Consider the following 19,606-nt stretch of genomic DNA (forward strand, 5'->3'; position numbering starts at 1 on the left):
CCGGGTTAAGGGCGATCTTGGCGCAATCATACATTGCGATATTGACGAAGCCCCCAGGATGATGGCAGGGCGCTTCCCGGCCGGGCGGGTATAGCTCAATGGTAGAGCACTAGCCTTCCAAGCTTGTGATGCGGGTTCGATCCCCGCTACCCGCTCCAGCCCTTCCTCAGCAGATCAGCCCGGCCTTGGCCCGCAACTGCCCCGCTCCACCAGCGTGAACAGAAATTCCGGTTCGTCGAGCGGCCCGTTGGCGAGCGCGTCGATGACCGATCGGCCCATTTCCTCCAGCGGCTGACGCACCGTGGTCAGCGGCGGCCAGCTTGTGAGACTCGCGGGGGTATCGTCGAAACCGACCACCGACAGATCGTCCGCCACGTTCAGGCCCATGCGGTGGGCCAGGGTCAGTACGCCCAGCGCCATGTCGTCATTGGTCGCAAAGATTGCCGTGGGCGGCTGCGGCAGGGCCAGCAGCGCTTCGCCTGCCGCTATGCCCGACGTGAAATCGAAACCGCCCTGCACGAACAGCGCGTCGTCGACAGGCAGGCTCGCCGCGCTCAACCCGTCGCGAAACCCCTCGACCCGGCGCAGCGCCGCGCGGTGCGAGGGCGGGGGGTGATGATGCCGATTCGCCGGTGCCCATGCCCGATCAGATGGTCGGCGACCATCCGCCCGGCGGCACGTTCGGGCGTGTGGATGTTGAAGCTGGCCGCGACAACCGATCCCGCGATCCGCGCGCAGGGCAGGCGCAATTCCGCCAGGCGCGCGAGCAGCGCTTCATTGTCTGACAAGGGCGGCACCAGCAGCACGCCGTCGGGCCGCAACGCCGCGACCAGCCGGTCCAGCACGTCGAACCATTCCTCGCCCGCTGCCGAAATCGGCTCCACCACCAGATGATAGCCCAGTTCGCGGCAGCGCGCCGCCGCGCCGGACTGGATGCCGCTGATATAACCGGGGGCGGGGTTGCTGTAGAGATAGGCGATCATGAAGGAGCGCCCGCCCGCGAGCCGCCGCGCCGACTGGTTGGGGCGATAGCCGAGCTGATCGATGGCCGCCTGCACCCGCCTGCGCAGGTCCGGGCTGACATTGGGGGCGTTGTTCACGACACGCGACACAGTCTTGATGGATGCCTTGGCCAAAGCGGCGACGTCGTGGATGCTGGTCATAAGCCTGTCATGGAAGGGAGACGCCACGCTTGGCAAGTCATGATCGCGACTCCTATGATAGATGCTGAACGAGCCGCACATGAAGGGTCATCGGCACATGAGCAATGTCGTCAATCTGCGTCAGGCGCGCAAGGTGAAGGCGCGGGCCGACAAGGCGCGCGTGGCAGACAGCAATCGCGCCAAATTCGGCCGGACGAAGGCGGAGCGGATCGCGCAGGGCAGGGATCAGGCGCGGCAGGACGCTTTGCTGGATGGCGCATATAGGGAAAGTCGCCGTTCAGACGAAACATAGTATAGTTCTGTAAATCTGCGGTTCATTTGAAGATGAACCATTGTTCATCTCAATCAATCTGCCGCTTATCCGCCTCCTTCCGTCCCGGAATCGAGAGTCACCTTGCAGTCGATTGAAGATGTCGCGGGTTCTTCTCTCGCTATGACTGAACACACAAGCCCCATTCGCCCCGCCAGGGCCGCGATCGCCGCTGTTTTGGCTCTCAGTGCAACCCCTTTGCTGGCGCAGGAAATCGCCCCGCCGCCGGTTGCTCCCACCGTGACGGTTCCCGCCACGCCTTCGGCACCTGCGGTCGCGCCCGTTGCCGCTGCGCCAGCCACGCCGACATTCGCGCCGAGCGCGCCGGTCGTGCAGGCAACCCCGTCGGTCGAGGAGCGTCGCGCCGCAGCCATTGCCGCTGCTGAAGCGGAAGCCGCCGCCACGCCTGCCCCGCGCCGCGCCGCGCCGCGCAGTGTGGAACGGGCCGCTGCGCCGGTAGCACCTGCCGCCATGGCCCAATCTGCTGCCCAGTCGACCCCGGCTGTTGCGTCGCCGACCGTGACGCCAGCCCCCGCTGCACCAATCGTTGCGCCTGAGCCGATGGCTCAGGCTCCCGCCGAGCCCGTCGTGGCCGAGCAGCCAGCCCGGACCGATAATGCGCTTCTGTTCGCCATGGGCGGCGTCGCCCTGCTGCTTGCCGGACTGGGTGGCGCTGCATTGATGCGCCGTCGTCGTCCCGCTGACGCGGTTGTGGACGATCAGGCGGTGGCGCCTGCGCCGATGGCCCAGCCGATGCCGGTTGCCGCGACGATGCCGGTTGAGGCCGCGCCGGAACCCGTCAGGCCAGCGCCTGTCGCGCCGCGTACGGCTTACACGCCCGCTGCCTCGGCAACGGACGAGGAGCGCACGATCGCGGCGATGGTGGCCGCGCCGCCCAGCGCGGAAAACCCCTTCCTCACCCATGCCAAGCGGCTGCGTCGGGCAAGGTTCCTGCTGGCCGAGCGCCAGGCGATCGAAACCCCGCCAGCGCCCCGCGCGGCTGACCCGGTTGCAGCCCCTGCTCCGGCGGTCGATCGCAGCCAGACCGTCTATCGCTTCGGCAATGATGGTGTGCGTACGGGCCTTCTGAAGCCGCGCACGTCCTGATTGGACTGAAGACAGAGTGAAAGGGACCGAAGGCGCTACGCTTTCGGTCCCTTTTTGCCTGTCCGGTTGCACTTTTGCACACTGGCTGATACGCGCCGCGCGCATCATCCGCGCCACCCTTGCACAGAAGAGTCGCTAGCCATGTCAGACAAGATCAACCGCATCGTCCTTGCCTTTTCCGGTGGCCTCGACACCAGCGTGATCCTGAAATGGCTACAACAGACCTACCAGTGCGAGGTGGTGACCTTTACCGCCGATCTGGGGCAGGGCGAGGAACTGGAGCCCGCGCGCGCCAAGGCCCGGCTGATGGGCGTCAAGGAAGAGCATATCTTCATCGACGATCTGCGCGAAGAATTTGTGCGCGACTATGTGTTCCCGATGATGCGCAGCAATGCGCTTTATGAAGGTCTCTATCTGCTCGGCACCTCGATCGCCCGGCCGCTGATCGCCAAGCGCCAGATCGAAATCGCCAAGATGGTGGGCGCGGACGCCGTGTCGCATGGCGCGACGGGCAAGGGCAATGACCAGGTCCGTTTCGAACTGGGCTATTATGCCCTGTCGCCGGACATCAAGGTGATCGCGCCGTGGCGCGAATGGGATCTGACCAGCCGCACCCGCCTGATCGAATTTGCCGAAAAGAACCAGATTCCAATCGCCAAGGACAAGCGCGGCGAAAGCCCCTTTTCGACCGACGCAAACATGTTGCATACCTCGTCCGAGGGCAAGGTGCTGGAAGATCCGTGGGATGAAGTCCCCGACTATGTCTATTCACGGACGGTCAACCCGGAGGACGCGCCCGACGCGCCCGAATATATCACCATCGATTTTGAGCGCGGCGATGGCGTGGCCATCAACGGCGTCGCCATGTCCCCGGCAACGCTGCTGGAAACGCTCAACGATTATGGCCGCAAACATGGCATTGGCCGTCTCGACCTGGTCGAAAACCGCTTCGTGGGCATGAAGTCGCGCGGCATGTATGAAACGCCGGGCGGCACCATCTATCACCTCGCCCATCGCGGTATCGAGCAGGTGACGCTGGATCGCGGCGCGGCGCATCTGAAGGACGAACTGGCCCCGCGCTACGCCGAACTCATCTATAACGGCTTCTGGTTCAGCCCGGAGCGTGAGATGTTGCAGGCAGCGATCGACCATAGCCAGGAAAAGGTCACCGGCACGGTGCGGCTCAAGCTGTACAAGGGCGGCGTCTATGTCGTTGGCCGCAAGTCGCCTAATTCGCTCTACAGCGAAAAGGTCGTGACGTTTGAGGATGATGCGGGCGCCTACGACCAGCGCGACGCGGCGGGCTTCATCAAGCTGAACGCGCTGCGGCTGCGCTTGCTGGGTCGGCGGGACCGCTGACAGCTATCACGCGCGGCCTGCCGCATGGTTAGGCAAGCGTTAACCGATTGTGGCCCATGCCTCCATTTCGGAGGCATGGGCATGTACGGTATAGAGTTGGAGACATCGTCAATCTGTCGGGCAATCGAACGCTCGACGGCGATCGTCAGCTTCGACATGCATTGTCGCGTCATTGGCGCCAACGACAATTTCCTGACCCTGTTCGGCTATGCTTTCGCGGACATAGAATTGCGCCCGCACAGCCTGTTCTGCGAACCGGGCTTTGCCGATACGCCCGGTTATGCGGCGTTCTGGGACAGGTTGCGCGCGGGACAGTTCGACACTGGCGTCTATCGGCGGCAGGATCGGCACGGTCGGCTGATCTGGATCAGGGGCAGCTATAACCCGATCTTCGACGATCAGGGCGTGCAGATCGGCATCATCAAATTCGCTACCGACATCAGCGCCGAACAGGAAGCGATCGCCGCGCGCGAGGACGCCGAGAGGCGCCTCAATCGCCAGGAACGCGACCGCCGCGCCAGCATAGAGCAGGTGCTCTGCGAAGTCGGCGGCATTGTCGATACGATTGACGGCATTGCCCGCCAGACCAATTTGCTGGCGCTCAACGCATCGATCGAAGCGGCGCGCGCGGGGGAGGCGGGGCGCGGCTTTTCCGTCGTCGCGGCGGAGGTTAAGAAGCTAGCGCTCGATACGCAGGCCGCCACGCGCGACGCCCGCGCCTTCATTTCCGGCTGATTTTCGGCGCGGCCACGCAAATACGCGGTTACAAATTGCGACAGTTTGCCGGTTGCACTGACATAGTTGCGGGACAAATCCTGCCCATAACGGATTTCAAGGACGGCGACTTGTCGTTCATGACAATCATTGGGAAGGTAACAGGATATGATCCGCAAATTTTTTGGCACCGTCGCGCTGGGTTCGCTCTTCGTCGGCGGTCTCGCCGCCTCGCATCTCGCTTTTGCCCAGCCGGGCGCTGATGGCCCCGGCCATCGGGGCGGTCGCGGCGGCATGATGGCAATGGCCGACACCAACAAGGATGGCGCGATCAGCAAGGCGGAAATGACCGCCGCGCTCGAAGGACGCTTTGTGAAGATGGACGTCGACAAGGACGGCAAGCTGACCCAGGCCGATCGCGACGCCATGCGCGCCCAGCGACTCGACAAGCGCTTTGCCATGCTGGACGCCGACAAGAACGGCCAGGTCAGCAAGGCGGAATTTGCCGCCGCCCACGAAGCCCGCGCCGACAAGCGCGCCGAGCGTGGCGAAGGCCGCAAATGGCAGGGTCGCGGCCATCATCGCGGTCACGGCATGATGGGCATGCGCGCCGACGCGAACAAGGACGGCACAATCACCAAGGCGGAATTCATGGCCGCGCCGACCGCGATGTTCGACAAGGCGGACGCCAACAAGGATGGCAAGGTGACCGCCGATGAAATGAAGGCAGCCCGTCAGGCGATGCGTGGCGCGTGGAAGGACCGCAAGGCTCCGCCGCCACCCGCAGGCTGACCTCTCCCCATTCGCGTCCGGCCCGGCATTTCCCCTGATGTCCCTGAACCCGGTCGCGACACCTGGAAGGGCGAAGGCGTCCCCCCTTGCGCCTTCGCCCTTCCAACCTTTGTTCAGCCGTGACAGACAGGCAGCATGAGCGAAAAACCCCATCTCCTCCTCGTCGATGACGAGCGTTCGATCCGCGAACCGCTGGCGCAATATCTCTCGCGCAACGGCTTCCGCGTCACCGCCGTCGACAGCGCGGCCGAAGCGCGCATCCGGCTGAATGCGAACGCGATCGACCTGGTGATCCTCGACATCATGATGCCAGGCGAGGATGGCCTGTCGCTGTGCCGCCATATCCGCGAAACCAGCGAGATCCCGGTGATCCTGCTGACCGCCCGCGCAGAGGAGACCGACCGCATCGTCGGGCTGGAAATGGGCGCGGACGATTATGTGCTCAAACCCTTTTCGCCGCGTGAACTGGTCGCGCGGATCAAGGTGATCTTTCGCCGCGTCGCCACCGGCGGCCAGCGCGTCACCGCGCCCGATGGCGCCAATTACAGTTTCGCCGGATGGCTGCTCAAGACGCAGGAACGCACGCTGGTGGATAGCGAGGGCGTGTCGCTGCCGCTTTCGACCGCCGAATATAATCTGATGCTGGCCTTTGCCACGCGCCCCAACAGCGTGCTCAGCCGCGACCAGTTGCTCGACATCACCCAGGGGCGTGAGGCCAATGCCTTCGACCGGGCGATCGACAATCAGATCAGCCGCCTGCGCAAGAAGATCGAGCCGGACCCCAAAAACCCCACGCTGATCAAGACCGTGTGGGGCGGCGGCTACACCCTGTCGGCGGAAGTCCGCAAATTGTGATGGCGCAGGGGTGGCGGCGGCTGCGCCTATGGTCGCAAAGTCTGGTGGGCCAGATCATCCTGATCGTCGCGCTGGCGCTGTTTGTCGCGCAGGCGATCAATTTCACGCTGCTGTTTCGTGAACGGACCCGGCTGGAACTGACCGGCCAGACGGCCCCTGCCGTCTATCGCGTCGTCGATGCGCTCGACAACCGGCCCGACCGTCCCGCCCCGCCGCGCATGCGCGCGCGCTTCGTCCAAGGCACGCCGACACTCGAAGGACAGCCGCGCCCGGACATCGAACGGCGCGCAATGGCGATGTTCGATGATATTGGCCTCAATATCCTGAATGTTCGCGTGGTGCAGGATGACGCCATCATGCCCCTGCGCCGCTGGGAACGCATCCGCATTCGCGCCAATGGCGATCGTCCGCACGACCATCGCGTCGCGCGGCTGACGCTGGCGGCGGAATATGAAGCGGGCAAATGGGTGGTGACGCAGGCGCGCACCGGTGACCGGCCGCAACGCTTTGGCGGCTGGCTGGTCGGTCAGACGCTCATCCTCTACGTCATCGTCCTGCTGCCCCTGCTGTGGGTTGGCAGCCGGCTGGCGCGTCCGTTGAAGCAACTTACCGGCTCCGCCCTGCAATTTGCCCGCACCGGCGCGGCCGATCCGGTCGATGAACGCGGCCCCGGTGACGTGCGCGACCTCACCATGGCGTTCAACGCCATGCGATCGCGCATCATCGCCATGCTGGACGAAAAGGACCGGATGCTGGGCGCGATCGGCCATGACCTGCGCACGCCGCTCGCTTCGCTGCGGGTCCGCGCCGAATCGGTCGAGGATGATGGCGAACGGGCGCGCATGTCCGAAACCATCGAGGAAATGAACCGGATGCTGGAGGACATCCTCTCGCTCGCCCGCGCCGGGCGCAGTACCGAAGCCGCGCAGAAGGTCGATCTCGCCAGCCTCGCCGACGCGGTGGTGGAGGATTTCATCGAACTGGGGTCGCCGGTCGCCATGACCGACAGCGATCGCGCCGTCGCCTTCGTCCGCCCGCAGCAGATTCGCCGCGCGCTCCGCAACCTCATCGAAAACGCCATCGTCTATGGCGATCGCGCGCATGTGTCGGTCAGCCGCGAAGGGGCGATGATCCGCATCGCCGTGGCCGACGAAGGGCCGGGCATTGCCGCGGACCGCATGGACGAAATGCTCGAACCCTTCACCCGGCTGGAAGGGTCACGCAACCGGGAAACCGGCGGGGCCGGGCTGGGGCTGGCGCTGGTGCGCGCGATCATGGCGGAGCATCAGGGCCAATTGCGGCTGGCGAACCGACCGGGCGGCGGACTGGAAGCCAGTCTCCTATTGCCGGGTTGAGGCTCGATAGGGCGGGCTGTCCATCAAACCGCCAGCCTGTCCTTCACCTGCCTGGCCCGCACCTCTTCTAGTCTTTTGGATCGTTCCTCCAGATAGACCTTGATCATCGCCACGATCGGATCGGCCAGAAACAGCCCCATGATCCCGAACAGCGCGCCAAACAAAATCTGCGCCGCCAGCACCAGCGCCGGGGCCAGATCGGTGGCCTTCTTCGCCACCATCGGCACGATCAGATAGCCATCGACCAGTTGCACCGCCAGATAGACGCCAAAGGCATAAAGGCCCGTATTGGTCCCGCCCGAAAAGCCGACCAGGATGATCAGCACGCCGGATATGATCGATCCGATATTGGGCAAAAAGGCGAAGAGGCCGGTCAATATGCCCAGCAGCCCCGCCATCGGCACGCCGCCTGCCCATAGCAGCAACCAGGTGCCGACCCCTTCCACCGTCATGCCGATCAGCCGCCCGGCCATCAGCCGTCGCAACGTCCAGCCCATCTTGTCGGCGATGGCGTAGAAATGGCTGCGCTTGTCCATCGGCAGCATCCAGGCGACCCCGCGTTCGTACAGTTTGGGATCGACCGCGATGAAAATCGCCAGCACCAGCATCATCACCCCGCTGGTGATCGCGCCGACCGCGGTGCCGACCGCTGCCGTCACCCGGCCCATGGAACTCATCGCCTGGCTGGCCAGGCTCTTCAGATCCTCCGGCGTCGTCGACACGCCCATCTGCTGCATCCAGCCGCCCACGCGCGCGACCTGCGCTTCGACAATGGTCCGCATCGCCTGCGCCTGATTCATCAGGCTCGATCCGGTAAGGTAGAAGGTCCAGACCATGAAGGCGACGGCACCCAGCAGCACGATCGTCAAGCGCCAGCCGCGCGCGATCGGCAATATGCGGTTCAACAGCCGCGCCCCGCCATCCATCATCGTCGCCAGCACCAGCGCGCCCAGCACCAGCAGGATCGGCTGGGCCAGCAGGGCGATCAGCCCTATGACGATGGCGAAGGCAAACCATACGCCCGCACGCTGCAATTCATGCGCGACCAGCGGGCTACGCACTTCGCTGGGACCGGGCGCCTCGACATGATGTTGCGTGTCGCTCAAACCCGATACCCCTTTGGTCTTTGACTATTTCGGGTCGGTAACGCTCACTGGTCGCAGGCTGTTCCCGGCCCGGCCGCTACGCAGTGACCGGACCCAGCTCAGCGGGTTCCATGTCGTGTCGCCGTCCAGGCTGAAGGTGATGAATTCCGCCCGCCCGCCAATCGCTTCCCATGGCACAGGTCCACCCAACCCATTTTCTTCCAGCGGCGCGCGGCTGTCGGCGCTATTGTCGCGATTGTCGCCCATCAGGAACACATGGTTGGCGGGCACCCTGACCGGCCCATACCAGTCGAGCGCGCTCGGCCCCATGTCGATGGTGAGGTAGGTCTTGCCATTGGGCAGGATTTCCTGCCGTACCGGCAATTCGCAATAGTCCTTGCCGTCCGCGCCGCTGACCCGCGCGCCGGGGAATTGCATCGGCGAACAGGGCGCGTTGGCATCGACGGGCAGGCGCAGCGTTTTCAGCGCCTTCTGCTTCACCGGCACGCCGTTCAGCACCACCTGTCCGCCGCGCACCTCGACAATGTCGCCGGGCAGGCCGATCACCCGCTTGATATAATCTTCCCGCCGGTTCTGCGGCGACACGATGACGATGTCGCCGCGTTGGGGCATGCGCCCGAACAAACGCCCTTTCAGAAAGGGGAGGGGGTGGAAGCTGGGCGAGACATAGGACCAGCCATAGGGGAATTTGCTCACCACCAGCCGGTCGCCGGTCAGCAGCACCGGCATCATCGATTCGGACGGGATATAGAATGGCTTGGCGACGAAGCTGTGAAAGGCCAGCACCGCCAGAATCAGCAGCGACAGGCTTTTGACCTCCTGCCACCAATTGACCCAGGGCGCGGGCGCTTTTGCTTCCGGTGCAGGCATGTCGTCGTGCAGGTCGGTTGCCGTCATGGGGGTCTGCTCGCTGGGATCGGGGGGCAGGGCGCTCACAGCGGCACCGCCTCTATGATGACGAAGGCCTGTGCCCATGGATGATCGTCGGTTAGCGTCAGATGAATGACCGGCTTGTGACCTGCTGGCACCATGCTCTCCAGCCGCGCCAGCGCCCCGCCGGTCAGCGCCAGCGTCGGCGCGCCCGATGGCGCGTTGACGACGCCGATGTCCTTCATGAACACGCCGCGTTTGAACCCGGTCCCGACCGCCTTGGAAAAGGCTTCCTTGGCGGCGAACCGCTTGGCCAGCGTCCCTGCCTTGGTGAAGGGGCGGCGATTGGCCTTGGCCTGCTCGACATCTGTAAATACGCGCTGTTCGAATCGCACCCCGAAGCGGTCGAGAGAATTCTGGATACGCTCGATGTTACAGAGGTCAGAGCCGAGGCCGATGATCACCGCGCCAGATCCATCTGCCGCCGCATCTCTCTGATACTGCCTTCCAGCCCGCCAAAGATCGCCTCGCCGATCAGGAAATGGCCGATATTGAGTTCGGCGACCTGCGGGATGGCGGCGATGGGGGCGACATTGTCGAAGGTCAGGCCATGCCCGGCATGGGGCTCTATCCCGTTCCTGGCCGCCAGCGCAGCCGCATCGGCAATCTTGCGCAATTCCGCCGCCCGCGCCTCGCCGCCCAGATGGGCATAGGCGCCGGTATGAAATTCCACCACCGGCGCGCCCAGCCGGATCGCCGCGTCAATCTGGGCCGTGTCCGCCTCGATGAACAGGCTCACCCGGATACCTGCGTTCCCCAGCGCCTCCACGATCGGCTTGAGAGCCTCGAACTGGCCCGCCGCGTCCAGCCCGCCCTCGGTCGTGCGCTCCTCGCGCTTCTCCGGCACGATGCAGGCGGCGTGGGGCTTGTAGCGCAGCGCGATGTCCAGCATCTCCGCCGTCGCCGCCATCTCCAGGTTGAGCGGCACGCTGAGCGCAGCCATCAGCGTCGCGACATCTTCGTCGCGAATATGCCGCCGGTCCTCGCGCAGATGCGCGGTGATGCCGTCCGCCCCCGCCTTCACCGCCAGCAAAGCCGCCTTGACCGGATCGGGATGATCCCCGCCGCGCGCGTTGCGGATGGTGGCGACATGGTCGATATTGACGCCCAGTCGCAGTGGGGCGGGGGAGTGCGGCATATCCTATATCTTCCGGCTGCCGGGCTTGATCGCCGGGATCGCCGCCAGTTCGGGCGGCACTGCATCGGCTTCATAGACCGGGAAATTGATCGACACGAGCGGATAGAAGGGGACGCCCAGTTCCACCTCGCCCGCCGACCGGTCGACCAGCGCGGCTTCGGCGATGACCACGCCGCCTTCCTTTTCGACCGCCTCGATCGCCTGGCGCGACGACAGGCCGGTGGTCACGACATCCTCGACCATCAGCACTTTCTGGCCCGGCGCTATGGCAAAGCCGCGGCGCAGTTCGAATGTCCCTTCGGGCCGTTCCAGAAAGACCGCATCCTTGCCCAGCGCACGGCCGACTTCATGGCCCACGATCAGCCCGCCCATGGCTGGCGAAACCACCAGGTCGATTTCCTGCCGCAATTCGCGCGGCAGCTTCTGCACCATGGCGCGGGCCAGCTTGCCGGCGCGCTCTGCATTCATCAGCACGCGGGCGCATTGCAGATAATTGGCGCTGCGGCGGCCCGACGACAAAATGAAATGTCCTTCCAGCAATGCCCCTGCTGCCCGGAATTCCGCCAATACCTCTTCGTCGTTCATGCCGTTCATCAATCCTGTCGCGGGCCATCCGGGCGCTCTGACCCCCATCAAATCCCTGTCAACATGACGCACAAGACGCGCCATGATCGCGCCCCTGTGCGCGCTGCTGCGAAATAGGCGGCCAAAGGGGGCGTTGCAACAGCGAAGAAAATCTGGTCATGGAAGCTTGAGGCATGAAAAAACCATGCCTATAAGCCGCGGCAGAACCGACCGGGCGGGGGCGATGCGCAGACGCGCGTCTTCGTTGCAGCGGCGCCAAGGGGTTACGGGGTAAGAACACGCTATGAACAAGGTGAAATCGCTCGTTCTCGCCGGATTGCTGGCCTTCGCGCCATCAATCGCGATGAACGGTCAGGCGCTGGCGCAGGACAATGTCGCCGCCGCTGCTGCGCCGGCTGCCGACAATGCAGCCGCTCCGGCTGATTCGGCTGCCAACGCCACCGAGGCTGCGCCTGTGGCCAAGGTCGCCGCGCCGCCGCGCATGAAGCCGACCGAAGGCATTGGCATGCCCAAGCCTGGCGAAGTCACGTTGCAGGAACAGTTCACCTCGACGGGGCACACCGCGCGCTGGCTGCATGACAAGATGCTGCTGCCGCTGATCTTCGCGATCTCCATCCTCGTCCTTGCCCTGATGCTCTACGCCATGTGGAAGTTCCGGGCGAGCGCAAACCCGATCCCGTCCAAGACGTCGCACAACACGCTGATCGAAGTCGTGTGGACGGTGCTACCGGTGCTGATCCTGCTGGTCGTCGCCGTGCCCTCCATCGGCCTGCTGGCCGACCAGTACAAGCCCGCGCCCAAGGATGCGCTGACCGTCAAGGTCACCGGCTATCAATGGTATTGGGGCTATGAATATCCCGATGCGGGCATCCCCGAATTCGTGTCGAACATGCTGACCGAAGAACAGGCCAAGGCCAGCGGCGAACCGCATCAGCTGGCCGCCGACAACCGGCTGGTCCTGCCCGTGGGCCGCCCGATCAAGCTGATCATCACCGGCGCGGACGTGATTCACAGCTTTGCCGTGCCGTCGCTCTGGGTGAAGATGGATGCCGTTCCCGGCCGCCTGAACGAAAAGAGCTTCACCATCGAAAAGCCGGGCGTCTATTACGGCCAGTGTTCGGAACTGTGCGGCGCGCGCCACGGCTTCATGCCGATCGCGATCGAAGCGCTGCCGCCTGCGCAATTCGACCAGTGGGTGCTTTCGCAGGGTGGCAAGCTGCCCGGTGCAGCGCCAGCCGCCGCCGAAACGGCCCAGGCCGCTGCGCCTGCCGCCGCGCCCGTCGCTGACGCCAAGCTTTGATGTAAGGGCAGAACCGCCATGACCACCATTACCGCCGATCATCATAGCGATCATACGCATGATCATCATGACGCCGATCACAAGCCAGCCTTCTTCCAGCGCTGGTTCATGTCCACCAACCATAAGGACATCGGCACCCTCTACCTCATCTTCGCGATTTTCGCGGGCGTCGTAGGCGGGGCGATTTCCGGCCTGATGCGTGCTGAACTGGCGCAGCCGGGCATCCAGTATCTTCAGGGCTGGGCCAATATCCAGCATGCGATGCTGGGCGCTGAACCGGCCTCGCTGGATCAGGCCTATCATCTGTGGAATGCGCTGATCACCGCGCACGGCCTGATCATGGTGTTCTTCATGGTCATGCCCGCCATCATCGGCGGCTTTGGCAACTGGTTCGTGCCGATCATGATCGGCGCGCCGGACATGGCCTTTCCGCGCATGAACAATATCAGCTTCTGGCTGCTCATCCCCGCCTTCGCGCTGCTGCTCGGCTCGGCCTTCGTTCCCGGCGGCACCGGCTATGGTGCAGGCACCGGCTGGACGGTCTATGCCCCGCTGTCGACCAGCGGCTCGGCTGGCCCGGCGGTCGACATGGCGATCCTGTCGCTGCACATTGCCGGCGCAGGCTCGATTCTGGGCGCGGTCAACTTCATCACCACCATCCTCAACATGCGTGCGCCGGGCATGACCCTGCACAAAATGCCGCTGTTCGTCTGGTCGGTGCTGGTCACTGCCTTCCTGCTGCTGCTGGCCCTCCCGGTCCTGGCCGCTGCCATCACCATGCTGCTGACCGACCGCAATTTCGGCACCACCTTCTATGACGCATCGGGTGGCGGCGATCCTGAACTGTACCAGCACCTTTTCTGGTTCTTCGGTCACCCCGAAGTGTACATCATGATCCTGCCCGGCTTCGGCATCGTCAGCCAGATCATCTCGACCTTCTCGAAAAAGCCCGTGTTCGGCTATCTCGGCATGGCCTATGCCATGGTCGCGATCGGCGTCGTCGGCTTCGTCGTGTGGGCGCACCACATGTTCACCACCGGCATGTCGGTGAATGTGAAGATGTATTTCACTGCCGCCACCATGGTCATCGCGGTGCCGACCGGCATCAAGATCTTCTCGTGGATCGCGACCATCTGGGGTGGCTCGATCAGCTACAAGACGCCGATGGTCTGGGCGCTGGGCTTCATCTTCCTGTTCACCGTGGGTGGCGTCACCGGCGTCGTGCTGGCCAATGGCGGCGTCGACGATGTGCTGCACGACACCTACTATGTCGTCGCGCACTTCCACTATGTGCTCTCGCTGGGCGCGGTGTTCTCGCTGTTCGCGGGCTTCTATTACTGGTTCCCGAAAATGTCGGGGCGCATGTATAATGAATTCCTCGGCCAGCTGCACTTCTGGGTGTTCTTCGTCGGCGTGAACATGCTGTTCTTCCCGATGCACTTCCTGGGCCTGTCGGGCATGCCGCGTCGTTACCCCGACTATCCTGCCGCCTTTGAAAAGTGGAACTCGGTCGCGACCCATGGTTATGAAATCATGGCCGTCGGCATGGTGATCTTCTTCATCAACGTGTTCTGGTCGCTGGCTGCTGGCAAGAAGGCGGTCGGCAATCCCTGGGGCGAAGGCGCCACCACGCTGGAATGGACCCTGTCCAGCCCGCCGCCCTTCCACCAGTTCGAAACCCTGCCTGTGATCGACGATGCCGCGCATCATTGATCGCCAGACACAGTGACATGATCGAGGGGGCGGGTGATAAAGCCCGCCCCCTTATGCTATATGCCTCGACCTGACGGGGCTGGAACCGATATGACGACCGCTATGCTGACCACCGCACCGATCACGGCCGACTGGCGCGACTTTCTGGCGCTGACCAAGCCGCGCGTCATGACGCTGGTGGTGTTCACCGGCCTTTGCGGCCTGCTTGCGGCACCCGGCCATATCCATCCCGTCCTCGCTTTCACCGCCATCCTCTGCATTGCGCTGGGCGCAGGCGCAGCCGCCACGCTCAACCAATGGTATGAGGTGGACGTCGATGCGAAGATGAAGCGCACCGCGAACCGCCCCTTGCCCGCCGGGCGGATGGACCGCGAAGCGGCGCTGCATTTCGGTGTCGGCCTGTCCTTCTTCTCGGTCATTCTGATGGGCATGGCGACCAACTGGCTGGCGGCGGCCGTGCTGGCGGTCTCCATCCTCTTCTACGTGTTCGTCTATACCATCTGGCTCAAGCCCCGGACGGCGCAGAATATCGTTATCGGCGGTGCGGCGGGGGCCTTCCCTCCGGTCATCGGCTGGGCGGCGGTGACAGGCGATGTCACGGCATTGCCGATCGCGCTGTTCATGCTGATCTTCTTCTGGACGCCGCCCCATTTCTGGGCGCTCGCCCTGTTCGTCAAAACCGATTACGCCGCTGCTGGCATCCCGATGCTGCCGGTCGTGTCGGGCGAGGTCGCAACCCGTCGCCAGATCTGGTTCTACACCGCGATCATGGCGGTCGCGGCGATGGCCCCGGTGCTGCTGCACCTTACCGGCCTGCTCTACGGTACCGTCGCGCTGCTTGGCACATTGCTGTTCGCCGTCTTCGCCTTCCAGGTCTATCGCCGCCGCGAAAATGATCCGTCGAAGATGGGCCCGGAGCGGCGCCTGTTCAAATATTCGATCCTCTATCTTTTCCTTCTCTTTGGAGCAGTGGTCGTCGACCGCTGGTTGCTTGCATGACCCCGGATGAAGAAAAGCTGATCCGCGCCCGGCAAAAGTCGCGCGCTCTTGTCACCGGCCTGATCCTCGCGGCGCTGGTGATCCTGTTCTACGCCATCACCATGGCCAAGATCGGCGCGAGCAGCGCGATTTGATGGCGACGCTCCCGCCTTCTCCGTTCGACCGCGACCGGCGCAACCGCCGGACGATGATGGCCATGGCGGGCGTGGGCCTGTCGATGCTGGCGCTCGGCTTCGCATCGGTGCCGCTCTACCGCATCTTTTGCGAACAGACCGGCTTTGGCGGCACGACGAAGCGCGCATCGGCCGATGTCCAGGTGCGCGAAGCGGTGGGCCACACCATGTCGATCCGCTTCGATTCCAACGTCCAGCCGGGCATGCCCTGGCAATTCTACCCCGAACATCGCACCGACACGGTGACTGTGGGGCGCAAGGACATGGCGATCTTCATCGCAAAGAACATGTCGGACAGGCCGGTCACCGGCACGGCCAGTTTCAATGTCACCCCCAGCCAGGCGGGTGCCTATTTCACCAAGATCCAATGTTTCTGCTTCACGCAGCAGACCTTGCAACCGGGGCAGGAGGTGCGGATGCCCGTCCTCTATTTCGTCGATCCCAAGATCCTCGATGACCCGGATAACAAGGATACGCAGCAAATTACCCTCAGCTACACCTTCTACCCTGTTGAGCAGGAAACGAAGCCAAGCTAAGGCACGAGTTGAAAACACGGACAAGCGAACAGGGAAGAGCAGTCATGGCAGGCGCCAAGAATCACGATTATCATATTCTCCCGCCCAGCATCTGGCCCTTGTTTGGCGCCATGTCGGCGCTGGTCATGGCCTTTGGCGGGGTCATGTGGATGCATCCCGATGCGCTGCCGGCCGGCGGCGGCTGGGTGTTCCTGCTCGGTCTGGGCGGCGTGCTGTTCACCTTCTACAGCTGGTGGGCCAATGTCATCGCGGAAGCCCATGCGGGCGATCATACCCCGGTGGTTCAGCTGCACCTGCGCTACGGCATGATCCTGTTCATCGCGTCGGAAGTGATGTTCTTCGTCGGCTGGTTCTGGGCCTTTTTCGACTTCTCGCTGTTCCCCAGCGCGCTGCCGCCGATCGACGGCCTGTTCCCGTCCAAGGGCGTGGAAGTCATGAACGCCTTTGAGCTGCCCCTGCTCAACACGCTGATCCTGCTCTGCTCCGGCACCACCGTGACCTGGGCGCATCATGCCCTGATCCATGGCGACCGCGACGGCCTGATCAAGGGTCTGTGGTGCACCATCATCCTGGGCGCGATCTTCTCCTGCGTGCAGGCTTATGAATATGCCCATGCCCCGTTCGATTTCGGCGGCAACCCCTACAGCTCGTCTTTCTACATGGCGACCGGCTTCCACGGTTTCCACGTTCTGGTCGGCACGATCTTCCTGGCCGTCAATCTGATCCGCGCCTATAAGGGCGACTTCACCCCGCGCCAGCATTTCGGCTTTGAAGCTGCTGCCTGGTACTGGCATTTCGTCGACGTGGTGTGGCTGTTCCTCTTCGTCGCCATCTATGTATGGGGCGGATGGGGCGCGCCGGTCCACGGCGGCTGATCGACGGTCGACCCCTGACATCATGAATAACGGCCGGGCTTGTCCCCGGCCGTTTTCTTTTGGGCCGCCGCCCGCTATGCCATGGCCATGAACCCGCCCACCGAACCCGCCCGTCCCGCCGCGCCACTTCTGGTCGATGCGGCGCGGGGTGCCTGCCCCCGATGCGGCGCGGCGACCCTGTTCGACGGCCCGGTCCGATTCGCCTCTCATTGCCGCGCCTGCGGGCTCGACTATGTCCAGTTCAATGTCGGCGATGGCCCTGCGGCCTTCCTGACGCTCATTGTCGGCACGGTGATGGTCGTGCTGGCGCTCGTGCTGGAACTCAACCTCCACCCGCCGCTCTGGGTCCATATCCTGCTCTGGACGCCGCTGACGACGATCGCCGTGGTCGCCAGCCTGCGCGTTGCCAAGGGCGCGTTGTTGACGCTGGAATATCGCAACCGCGCGCGCGAAGGCCGTATCGCGAACAAAGGCCCGGACGCATGAACAAGGCGCGCATTCCGCTCATCCCGACCATCCTCGTCGCTGTGGCGGTGCTGGTGATGATCGGCCTTGGCATCTGGCAATTGCAGCGTCGCGGGGAAAAGGCACAGGCGCTGCAACTCGCCGCCAGCAATCCGACCCGCCCCCGGTCGCCTTTCCGCAGCTACCCCCCGTGTCGCCCGAACAGCTGTTCCGCCCCTCGTCGGTCCACTGCCTGCGCGTCATCGGCTGGCAGGTGGAGGCGGGGCGCGCGGCCGATGGGTCCACCGGCTATCGCCATATCGCGCAATGCGCGACCGGCGCGGAGGGGCCGGGCGCCCTCGTCGCGCTGGGCGTGACGGAGCGGCCCGACGCGAAACCGGCCTGGACCGGCGGGCAGGTGGCGGGCTGGATCAGCGAGGAGCCGGACCATCGCGCCCTGCTGACCCGCATCGGGGGCAAGGCGATGCCGCTGCGCCCGATGCTGATCGCCCGCGCTGCGCCGGATGGCCTCAAACCCTCCGCGCCGCCCAGCGCCGCCGATGTCCCCAACAATCATCTCGCCTATGCGGTGCAGTGGTTCTTCTTCGCTGGCATAGCGACGATCATCTATATTCTCGCCCTGCGCCGTCGCGGCGCGCCCAAATCGCCCTAAACGCTTGCCCATGGGCGCGCGCATCGCTACCGCGCTTCCCCATCATGCAATATGTCAGCACCAGGGGTAGCGCACCGGCGCTCGGTTTTGAGGATGTCACGCTGGCGGGCCTCGCGTCCGATGGCGGGCTGTACGTGCCGGAAAGCTGGCCGTCCTTTTCGCCCGATGATATTCGCGCTTTGTCGGGCCTCTCCTATGTCGAAACCGCCGTCCGGGTGATGACGCCCTTCGTCGCCGGATCGCTCGACGAGGCTGAGCTGCGCGAATTGTGCCAGGCCGCCTATGGCCGCTTCAGCCATCAGGCGGTGGTGCCGCTGGTTCAGCTGGACCATCGCAACTGGCTGCTCGAACTCTTCCACGGCCCGACGCTGGCGTTCAAGGATGTCGCGCTCCAATTGCTCGGCCAGTTGTTCGAACGCTTCCTGTCGCGCCGCGACGATCATCTGACCATTGTCGGCGCGACGTCGGGCGATACCGGGTCCGCCGCGATCGACGCGGTGGCGGGGCGCGAGAAGGTCGACATCTTCATGCTCCACCCGGAAGGCCGCGTGTCCGACGTTCAGCGGCGTCAGATGACCACGGTGCGCGCGCCCAACGTCCATAATATCGCGATCGACGGCAGTTTCGACGACGCGCAGGCGATGGTGAAGCGGATGTTCAACGACGCGGATTTCAAGCGTCGCTTCAACCTGTCCGCCGTCAACTCGATCAACTGGGCGCGGCTGATGGCGCAGGTCGTCTATTATTTCTACGCCGCCGTGCGCCTGGGCGCGCCCGAACGTCCGGTCGCTTTTTCCGTCCCCACCGGCAATTTCGGCGATGTGTTCGCTGGCTATGTCGCGGCGAAAATGGGCCTGCCGGTCGCCAAGCTAATCGTCGCCACCAACGTCAACGACATTCTGCACCGCGCGCTGTCGCAGGGCGATTACAGCCAGGGTCAGGTCGTATCGACCGCGACGCCCAGCATGGACATTCAGGTCAGCTCCAATTTCGAGCGGCTGCTGTTCGACGCGGGCGGACGGGACGGGCTGGCGCTCGCCGCCCAGATGGGCGGCTTTGAAGCGACCCGCGCGATGCGCCTCACCAATGCGCAGCGGGAAGGGGCGGCAGGCCTGTTCACCTCGGCCCGGATCGACGCCGACGGCATGACCATGGCGATGCGCTGGGCCTATGATGCGGCGGCCCAGATCATCGACCCGCACAGCGCCATCGGGCTGGCCGCAGCGCAGGCAACCGATCTCGACCCGTCGATCCCCGTCGTCACGCTGGCCACCGCCCACGCCGCCAAGTTCCGCGACGCGGTAGAGCGCGCCACCGGCACCCGCCCACCGCTCCCTGCGCGCGTCGGCGATCTGTTCGCGCGTGAGGAACATTATGTGAAGCTGCCCGGCACGTACGAAGCGGTGACGGCCTATGTCGCCGAACGCGCGACGCCGCGCGCCTAGATATTGTCCGTTCGCCCTGAGCCTGTCGAAGGGC

At 64.4% G+C, this 19,606-nt stretch carries 20 protein-coding genes, 1 tRNA gene and 2 pseudogenes; 17 read left to right on the forward strand and 6 right to left on the reverse strand.

Going from position 1 to position 19,606, the window contains the following annotated elements:
• Positions 1–84 precede the first annotated feature (84 nt).
• Positions 85–158: transfer RNA gene (locus CJD35_RS08205), tRNA-Gly, on the forward strand.
• A 16-nt stretch (positions 159–174) separates the two neighbouring features.
• Here CJD35_RS08205 and CJD35_RS08210 read toward each other — a convergent pair.
• A pseudogene (locus CJD35_RS08210) lies at positions 175–1,163 on the reverse strand (LacI family DNA-binding transcriptional regulator).
• Positions 1,164–1,260: 97 nt separating this feature from the next.
• On the opposite strand from CJD35_RS08210, the gene CJD35_RS08215 reads away from it, so the two are divergent.
• The 7 genes from CJD35_RS08215 (at position 1,261) to CJD35_RS08245 (ending at position 7,655) form a co-directional block, all read left to right on the forward strand.
• Entirely contained in the window at positions 1,261–1,455 is a 195-nt protein-coding gene (locus CJD35_RS08215; RefSeq protein ID WP_017183962.1) for a DUF4169 family protein, read from the forward strand.
• Positions 1,456–1,596: 141 nt separating this feature from the next.
• Complete coding sequence (locus tag CJD35_RS08220) at positions 1,597–2,580, forward strand: hypothetical protein (RefSeq protein WP_244917177.1); 984 nt, start codon at positions 1,597–1,599, stop codon at positions 2,578–2,580.
• 141 nt (positions 2,581–2,721) lie between these two features.
• Positions 2,722–3,939 carry an argininosuccinate synthase gene (locus CJD35_RS08225; RefSeq protein ID WP_017183964.1) on the forward strand — a complete coding sequence of 406 codons (1,218 nt, stop codon included), beginning with the start codon at positions 2,722–2,724 and terminating at the stop codon, positions 3,937–3,939.
• An 81-nt stretch (positions 3,940–4,020) separates the two neighbouring features.
• Positions 4,021–4,674, forward strand: coding sequence for a methyl-accepting chemotaxis protein (locus CJD35_RS23390; RefSeq protein WP_276324375.1), 654 nt, complete (start codon positions 4,021–4,023; stop codon positions 4,672–4,674).
• 147 nt (positions 4,675–4,821) lie between these two features.
• On the forward strand, positions 4,822–5,445 hold the full coding sequence (locus CJD35_RS08235) for an EF-hand domain-containing protein (RefSeq protein WP_017183966.1): 624 nt from the start codon (positions 4,822–4,824) through the stop codon (positions 5,443–5,445).
• A gap of 135 nt (positions 5,446–5,580) precedes the next feature.
• Positions 5,581–6,300: a response regulator gene (locus tag CJD35_RS08240; protein ID WP_017183967.1), complete on the forward strand. Its 720-nt coding sequence runs from the start codon at positions 5,581–5,583 to the stop codon at positions 6,298–6,300.
• Positions 6,300–7,655 (forward strand): sensor histidine kinase, encoded by a 1,356-nt coding sequence (locus CJD35_RS08245; RefSeq protein WP_017183968.1) that lies wholly within the window; start codon positions 6,300–6,302, stop codon positions 7,653–7,655. Before CJD35_RS08240 ends, CJD35_RS08245 begins: the two co-directional genes overlap by 1 nt.
• Before the next feature lie 23 nt (positions 7,656–7,678).
• Here the strand turns inward: CJD35_RS08245 and CJD35_RS08250 are convergent, their stop codons facing one another.
• From CJD35_RS08250 to pyrE, 5 genes are read right to left on the reverse strand one after another with little or no spacing between them, the layout of a single operon-like run.
• Positions 7,679–8,761: an AI-2E family transporter gene (locus CJD35_RS08250; protein WP_017183969.1), complete on the reverse strand. Its 1,083-nt coding sequence runs from the start codon at positions 8,759–8,761 to the stop codon at positions 7,679–7,681.
• Positions 8,762–8,785: 24 nt separating this feature from the next.
• On the reverse strand, positions 8,786–9,658 hold the full coding sequence (gene lepB, locus CJD35_RS08255; RefSeq protein WP_026002546.1) for a signal peptidase I: 873 nt from the start codon (positions 9,656–9,658) through the stop codon (positions 8,786–8,788).
• Between the two features lie 35 nt (positions 9,659–9,693).
• Positions 9,694–10,095, reverse strand: a complete 402-nt coding sequence (gene acpS / locus CJD35_RS08260) for a holo-ACP synthase (RefSeq protein WP_017183971.1) — start codon at positions 10,093–10,095, stop codon at positions 9,694–9,696.
• Positions 10,092–10,829 carry a pyridoxine 5'-phosphate synthase gene (locus tag CJD35_RS08265; protein WP_017183972.1) on the reverse strand — a complete coding sequence of 246 codons (738 nt, stop codon included), beginning with the start codon at positions 10,827–10,829 and terminating at the stop codon, positions 10,092–10,094. Before CJD35_RS08265 ends, acpS begins: the two co-directional genes overlap by 4 nt.
• A gap of 3 nt (positions 10,830–10,832) precedes the next feature.
• Positions 10,833–11,414, reverse strand: coding sequence for an orotate phosphoribosyltransferase (gene pyrE, locus CJD35_RS08270; RefSeq protein WP_026002547.1), 582 nt, complete (start codon positions 11,412–11,414; stop codon positions 10,833–10,835).
• Between the two features lie 283 nt (positions 11,415–11,697).
• On the opposite strand from pyrE, the gene coxB reads away from it, so the two are divergent.
• The 9 genes and pseudogenes from coxB to thrC all read left to right on the forward strand — a co-directional run bounded on the left by coxB (position 11,698) and on the right by thrC (position 19,572).
• Positions 11,698–12,714, forward strand: a complete 1,017-nt coding sequence (gene coxB, locus CJD35_RS08275; protein WP_017183974.1) for a cytochrome c oxidase subunit II — start codon at positions 11,698–11,700, stop codon at positions 12,712–12,714.
• An 18-nt stretch (positions 12,715–12,732) separates the two neighbouring features.
• Positions 12,733–14,427, forward strand: a complete 1,695-nt coding sequence (gene ctaD / locus CJD35_RS08280; protein WP_017183975.1) for a cytochrome c oxidase subunit I — start codon at positions 12,733–12,735, stop codon at positions 14,425–14,427.
• A gap of 90 nt (positions 14,428–14,517) precedes the next feature.
• Entirely contained in the window at positions 14,518–15,426 is a 909-nt protein-coding gene (locus CJD35_RS08285) for a heme o synthase (protein ID WP_019052892.1), read from the forward strand.
• Positions 15,423–15,560, forward strand: a complete 138-nt coding sequence (locus CJD35_RS22710) for a hypothetical protein (RefSeq protein WP_017183977.1) — start codon at positions 15,423–15,425, stop codon at positions 15,558–15,560. Before CJD35_RS08285 ends, CJD35_RS22710 begins: the two co-directional genes overlap by 4 nt.
• Positions 15,560–16,135 (forward strand): cytochrome c oxidase assembly protein, encoded by a 576-nt coding sequence (locus tag CJD35_RS08290; RefSeq protein ID WP_017183978.1) that lies wholly within the window; start codon positions 15,560–15,562, stop codon positions 16,133–16,135. Before CJD35_RS22710 ends, CJD35_RS08290 begins: the two co-directional genes overlap by 1 nt.
• Before the next feature lie 44 nt (positions 16,136–16,179).
• Complete coding sequence (locus CJD35_RS08295; protein ID WP_017183979.1) at positions 16,180–17,010, forward strand: cytochrome c oxidase subunit 3; 831 nt, start codon at positions 16,180–16,182, stop codon at positions 17,008–17,010.
• Between the two features lie 87 nt (positions 17,011–17,097).
• Positions 17,098–17,496 carry a DUF983 domain-containing protein gene (locus tag CJD35_RS08300; protein ID WP_051034322.1) on the forward strand — a complete coding sequence of 133 codons (399 nt, stop codon included), beginning with the start codon at positions 17,098–17,100 and terminating at the stop codon, positions 17,494–17,496.
• Positions 17,493–18,127: pseudogene (locus tag CJD35_RS08305) on the forward strand (SURF1 family protein). The gene CJD35_RS08300 and the pseudogene CJD35_RS08305 overlap by 4 nt, the downstream one beginning before the upstream one ends.
• 44 nt (positions 18,128–18,171) lie before the next feature.
• Entirely contained in the window at positions 18,172–19,572 is a 1,401-nt protein-coding gene (gene thrC / locus CJD35_RS08310; RefSeq protein WP_017183982.1) for a threonine synthase, read from the forward strand.
• Positions 19,573–19,606 lie beyond the last annotated feature (34 nt).

Origin of the sequence: Sphingobium xenophagum (genome assembly GCF_002288285.1) — a bacterium.
Taxonomy (GTDB): domain Bacteria; phylum Pseudomonadota; class Alphaproteobacteria; order Sphingomonadales; family Sphingomonadaceae; genus Sphingobium; species Sphingobium xenophagum.

Bases quoted from the DNA above. Each gene is read 5' to 3' on its own strand.
- CJD35_RS23390 (WP_276324375.1), top strand. From the start codon at position 4,021: ATGTACGGTATAGAGTTGGAGACATCGTCAATCTGTCGGGCAATCGAA.
- CJD35_RS08295 (WP_017183979.1), top strand. From the start codon at position 16,180: ATGGCAGGCGCCAAGAATCACGATTATCATATTCTCCCGCCCAGCATC.
- CJD35_RS08235 (WP_017183966.1), top strand. From the start codon at position 4,822: ATGATCCGCAAATTTTTTGGCACCGTCGCGCTGGGTTCGCTCTTCGTC.
- thrC (WP_017183982.1), top strand. From the start codon at position 18,172: ATGCAATATGTCAGCACCAGGGGTAGCGCACCGGCGCTCGGTTTTGAG.
- CJD35_RS08265 (WP_017183972.1), bottom strand. From the start codon at position 10,829: ATGCCGCACTCCCCCGCCCCACTGCGACTGGGCGTCAATATCGACCAT.
- CJD35_RS08225 (WP_017183964.1), top strand. From the start codon at position 2,722: ATGTCAGACAAGATCAACCGCATCGTCCTTGCCTTTTCCGGTGGCCTC.
- CJD35_RS08220 (WP_244917177.1), top strand. From the start codon at position 1,597: ATGACTGAACACACAAGCCCCATTCGCCCCGCCAGGGCCGCGATCGCC.
- CJD35_RS22710 (WP_017183977.1), top strand. From the start codon at position 15,423: ATGACCCCGGATGAAGAAAAGCTGATCCGCGCCCGGCAAAAGTCGCGC.
- CJD35_RS08290 (WP_017183978.1), top strand. From the start codon at position 15,560: ATGGCGACGCTCCCGCCTTCTCCGTTCGACCGCGACCGGCGCAACCGC.
- CJD35_RS08215 (WP_017183962.1), top strand. From the start codon at position 1,261: ATGAGCAATGTCGTCAATCTGCGTCAGGCGCGCAAGGTGAAGGCGCGG.
- CJD35_RS08245 (WP_017183968.1), top strand. From the start codon at position 6,300: ATGGCGCAGGGGTGGCGGCGGCTGCGCCTATGGTCGCAAAGTCTGGTG.
- CJD35_RS08240 (WP_017183967.1), top strand. From the start codon at position 5,581: ATGAGCGAAAAACCCCATCTCCTCCTCGTCGATGACGAGCGTTCGATC.
- CJD35_RS08300 (WP_051034322.1), top strand. From the start codon at position 17,098: ATGAACCCGCCCACCGAACCCGCCCGTCCCGCCGCGCCACTTCTGGTC.
- coxB (WP_017183974.1), top strand. From the start codon at position 11,698: ATGAACAAGGTGAAATCGCTCGTTCTCGCCGGATTGCTGGCCTTCGCG.
- lepB (WP_026002546.1), bottom strand. From the start codon at position 9,658: ATGACGGCAACCGACCTGCACGACGACATGCCTGCACCGGAAGCAAAA.
- CJD35_RS08285 (WP_019052892.1), top strand. From the start codon at position 14,518: ATGACGACCGCTATGCTGACCACCGCACCGATCACGGCCGACTGGCGC.
- pyrE (WP_026002547.1), bottom strand. From the start codon at position 11,414: ATGAACGACGAAGAGGTATTGGCGGAATTCCGGGCAGCAGGGGCATTG.
- ctaD (WP_017183975.1), top strand. From the start codon at position 12,733: ATGACCACCATTACCGCCGATCATCATAGCGATCATACGCATGATCAT.